Genomic DNA, 3,994 nt, shown 5'->3' with positions numbered 1-3,994 from the left:
CGGGCTCGTCGCGTCGCCCTGCTCGGCCTGAGCGGGTGCCTGCGGCTCCGCGTCGGCGCTGGCCGGTTCGGCGCCCGCGTCGTTGCCCGCGGGCTTCGACGGCTCGATCGGCGCGTTCAGGTCCGGGCCGTCCGACGACGTCACCCGCGCCGGCACGGCGTGTGCCGACTCGAGCGTCAGCGCTTCGGTGGTCACGCGCGACTCGGTGCCCGACAGGAAGGTCGTCACCGCCGACGTCGGCAGGTCGAGATTGCGTTCGATATGCGGCGTGATCAGCAGCACGATCTCCGAACGCTCGCTGCTGCGGCCGTTCGAGCCGAACAGCCGGCCGAGCACCGGCAGGCCCGACATGCCCGGCAGCCCCGCGATGCTTTCACTTTCATTGCGCTTCACCAGGCCGGCCAGGATCTGCGTTTCGCCGTTCTTCGCGGTCATCAGCGTCTCCGCGTTGCGCGTGCCGAGCGAATAGGCGACGAGCCCGGTCTTCGTGGTTTCCTTCGACAGGATGCTGCTGACCTCCATGTTCACCTTGACGCTCACCTCCTCGTTCAGGCTGATGCGCGGCTCGACCTTCAGCATCAGGCCCACGTCCTGGTAGCTGACCGATTCGGTGACGACACCGTTCGCATTGGTGGTCGTGACGATCGGCACGCGCTCGCCGATCTTGATGTTGGCCTTCTCCATGTTGCGCACGCGGATCTTCGGATTCGCGATCGTCTTGGTCTTGCCCTGCTTCTGCAACATGTCGATCGCGAGCGCGAGCCCGCCCGATTCGCTCGACACGCCGACGCGATCGCGATTCAGGCGCAGCAGGTCGCCGAGCGTCAGTGCGCCGCCTTCCACGCTGCCCAGCGCGTTGAACTGGACCTTGCCGGGATATTGCACGCCGAGATCGAGGCTGTCGTTCATGTTGACCTCCAGCACCTGGACGTCGAGCGTGACTTCCGATTGCGGGATGTCGAGGCCCATCACGACGCGCTCCGCGACCTGGATCGTCTCCGGCGTGTCGCGCATGACGACCGCGTTCACGCGCTCGTCCACGTAGACGTCCTTCGGCTTGATCATCTGGCGCAGCGCGGCCATCACCGACTTCGCGTCCGCGTGCGACAGGAAGAACGTGCGAATCGCGAACTCCGTGTAGTTGCGCGCCTTGTCCGGCTGCGACGGGTAGACGAGCAGCGTGTGCTTGTCGAGCACCTTCTTCTCGAGCTGGTTGGTGCGCAGCAGCAGGTTGATCGCGTCTTCGGCGGTCGTGCGCTCCGCGAACAGCGTCGCGGGCTGGCTGGTATCCACGTCGCGGTCGAACACGAAGTTCACGCCGGACACGCGCGAAATCACGTCGAAGATGTTCATGAGCGGCTGCTGCTTGAAGTTGAGCGACACCGGCTTGCGCAGCGCGTCGGCCAGTTGCGGGCGCACGGTGCGGCCGGCCTGCGATTGATTCAGGAGCGTATCGCGCAGGCGCTTCGCGTCCGCATGGTTCGGCTGCTCGGCGAGAATCCGCCGCACGATCTCGAGCGCTTCCTGCGGCTTCTCGCCGCCGATGCGCTGCGCGCGCGCGAGGTCGACCGACATCTGCTGGCGGCGCTTGACCTGCTCGAGCGACTGGCTGGCCTTGAAGTTGCCCGGCTCCTCGCGCAGCACGTTGTTCAGGTGGTCGATCGCGGCGGCATGGTTGCCCTGCGCGACCTGGCGGTCGGCTGCCTTCAGCTCGGCGCGCACATACTCCTGCCGGCTGCCCTCGACGGCGGTGGTGAGGGCGATGTCGTCGGGCGCGGCCTGCTTCTGCTGCTGCAGCGTGCTGAGGCGCTCGGCGGGTGTCGTGGCGGCGGCAGGCGCGGCGTTGAACGGGGTACTCGCGCATCCTGTCAGCGCGAGCGCCGAGATCAGGAGCAAAAGACTGAGTTTACGTTTCATGATGGTGTTCGGGACAGGTTCAAATCGGGGTTCATGGAATCGGGACGGGCGGCGACAGCTCGATATCGGCGCTGCCACGGGTCACGATCACCGCGCCCTGTTTGCCCAGTTTCTTCAGCCGGTAGCCTTCGGCGATCTCGCCGCCCGGCAGCACCGCGTCACGCACGCCGCAACGCGATTCGCACAGCAGGAAAGTCTTGCCCGCGCCGTCCAGCACGACGATGCGATGACCGTCCTCGCGCCACTCGCCGGCAATGTCGAACGGCGCCAACGCAACCGGTGGCGCGTCGATCGGCGTGTCGAGCGGCGGCATGTCGGGCTCGGGCGCCGCGTCGGGCGGCGGCTCGGCGTCGGTCGCCGCCTCCGCGCCGAGCGAGGCCCAGCTCTGCGCGGGAAAGAGGTCTACGATCGGTTCCAGCGCGTGCGTTTCGTTCGCCGCGCTGCCGCCGGCGACACACGCGGCAGCCAGCGCGAGCGCGGCCGCGATCGGGATCAGGGGCGCGCGCATCATGCATCCGGCCCCAGCAGGCTGACCCGCAGGTCGGCGATCACGTTGGGACTGTCGATCCGCTCACGCTCGACCGACAGTCCCTCGATGCGTACCATCGGCTGCTGCGTAATCTCGCGGATCGCTTCGCGCAGCCCGACATAGCTGCCGGACAGCGCGACGTTGATCGTGAGCCGGCGCAGCTTGCCCTGCACTTCGACTTCGCGGCGATAGGTCGCCTGCTTGCGATCCATGCCGTGCTGGGACAGGATCTGGAAGATCGAGTACGCCTGCTCGGTGCTGCGCAGTTGCTGCACCTGCTGCAGCGTCATGCCGCCGTGACCGGCTTTCTGGCCCGGCTTCGGCAACGCGGCCAGCGCCTTCGTCCGCGCGTCGCGATCGGCCTCGAGCTGCTCGGCGCCCGGCTGCAGGTAGCACGCGTGCACGCCGATCAGCGCCACGACGAGCCCCCCTGCCACCAGCCCCGGCATGCCCAGCTTGCGGGACGCCGCATAGGCGCCCCAGCGCAGCCGCTCGGCGAGCGCGGTCATGTCGATTGATTTCAGGTTCGTCATGGGTGTTCGATGTTCAGGCTGAAGTAGAAAATGTTCTTGCCGTCCTCGGCTTTCGTCCGGTGCTGCAGCAGGCGGACCTCGCGGTCGGGGTGACGGTCCTTCAGGCGGTCGACGAACATGTAGATGTGCGACAGATGCGCGGCACCGCCTTCGAGGCGCGCTTCCTGTCCGGCCTTGTCGACCGTCAGCAGCTTCAGCGCGATCTGCGGCGTCCACGCGTGCTCGATCCAGTCGATCACCGCCGGCCCCGCGCCAGTCGCACTCGTGCGCTGCTGGTCGAGCACGCGCGCGATGCGGCGCTCCTCCGCCGTCATGTTCTTCTGCCGGCGCTGCTCGCGCTCGATCGCGCGCTGGCGCTGGTCGATGCGGCTTTCGATACTGTCGACCTCGTCGCGCAACTGCTCGACGTTGGACCACTCGCTCGCGACGAACGCGCCGGTCACCAGCGCGCAGCACAGCGCGACGGCCGCCCACGGCGTGACACGCGTGCGAGGCGCCACGAAATCCAGTTCATTCGGGCGCTTCATGCCGGCTCCTCCTGCGTGTGCACGGACCGGTCCATGCCGTCGTCGAGCAACGTGACGCCGTCGGCAGCCGCACTCGGCAGCGTGCCGTCGAGTGCGCTCGCGAAGGCCGCGCCGGCCAGCGGCTGTCCGGCCATCAACGCCGCGGCCGCGAACCAGTCGTCAAGCCGGCTGCCCCCCGCGCGCGGCAGCGTGACCACGTCGGCCCACTCGCCCGCACGCCGGAACACGCACGTGACGATGCGCGGCTGCAGCAATGCATAGCGGTAGTCGTCGCCGCTCAGGTGCTTCGCATGCGTGGCGAGCGCCACCGACAGCGCGTCGCGCATGCTGACGAGCCGCCAGCCGGCTGCGCGGCACGTCTCGTCGAGCGACACGAGCAACGTGTCGCAAGCCGCCACCGCGAGCTGGGCGCGGCCGCGCCGCCCGCCTTCGCGGGGAGTCCGCAGCGGCCCCGCGTGCCACGGGGGGGCGCGAGCGGCCGCGGTTGA

5 protein-coding genes are annotated in these 3,994 nt (G+C 68.6%); all 5 read right to left on the bottom strand.

Annotated elements, in window-relative coordinates:
* Nucleotides 1-1,917: secretin N-terminal domain-containing protein (locus G3N96_RS37840; RefSeq protein ID WP_206140404.1), on the bottom strand; the 1,917-nt coding region annotated here is incomplete at its 3' end.
* A 31-nt stretch (nucleotides 1,918-1,948) separates the two neighbouring features.
* Complete coding sequence (locus G3N96_RS37835; protein ID WP_241023022.1) at nucleotides 1,949-2,425, bottom strand: hypothetical protein; 477 nt, start codon at nucleotides 2,423-2,425, stop codon at nucleotides 1,949-1,951.
* Nucleotides 2,425-2,979, bottom strand: a complete 555-nt coding sequence (locus tag G3N96_RS37830) for a hypothetical protein (protein WP_206140402.1) — start codon at nucleotides 2,977-2,979, stop codon at nucleotides 2,425-2,427. The genes G3N96_RS37835 and G3N96_RS37830 overlap by 1 nt, the downstream gene beginning before the upstream one ends.
* The gene (locus G3N96_RS37825; RefSeq protein WP_206140401.1) at nucleotides 2,976-3,506 is read right to left on the bottom strand and encodes a hypothetical protein; all 531 of its coding nucleotides are present in this window, start codon (nucleotides 3,504-3,506) and stop codon (nucleotides 2,976-2,978) included. The genes G3N96_RS37830 and G3N96_RS37825 overlap by 4 nt, the downstream gene beginning before the upstream one ends.
* A partial coding sequence (locus G3N96_RS37820) for a hypothetical protein (RefSeq protein ID WP_206140400.1) occupies nucleotides 3,503-3,994 on the bottom strand: 492 nt, incomplete at its 5' end. The genes G3N96_RS37825 and G3N96_RS37820, both read right to left, overlap by 4 nt.

This window comes from Burkholderia sp. Se-20373, assembly GCF_017104705.1.
In the GTDB taxonomy this organism is placed as follows: domain Bacteria; phylum Pseudomonadota; class Gammaproteobacteria; order Burkholderiales; family Burkholderiaceae; genus Burkholderia.
This window is presented reverse-complemented; position numbering and strand designations above follow the sequence as displayed.

Coding starts and splice junctions, on each gene's coding strand:
- G3N96_RS37835 (WP_241023022.1), bottom strand. CDS start 2,425: ATGCGCGCGCCCCTGATCCCGATCGCGGCCGCGCTCGCGCTGGCTGCC.
- G3N96_RS37830 (WP_206140402.1), bottom strand. CDS start 2,979: ATGACGAACCTGAAATCAATCGACATGACCGCGCTCGCCGAGCGGCTG.
- G3N96_RS37825 (WP_206140401.1), bottom strand. CDS start 3,506: ATGAAGCGCCCGAATGAACTGGATTTCGTGGCGCCTCGCACGCGTGTC.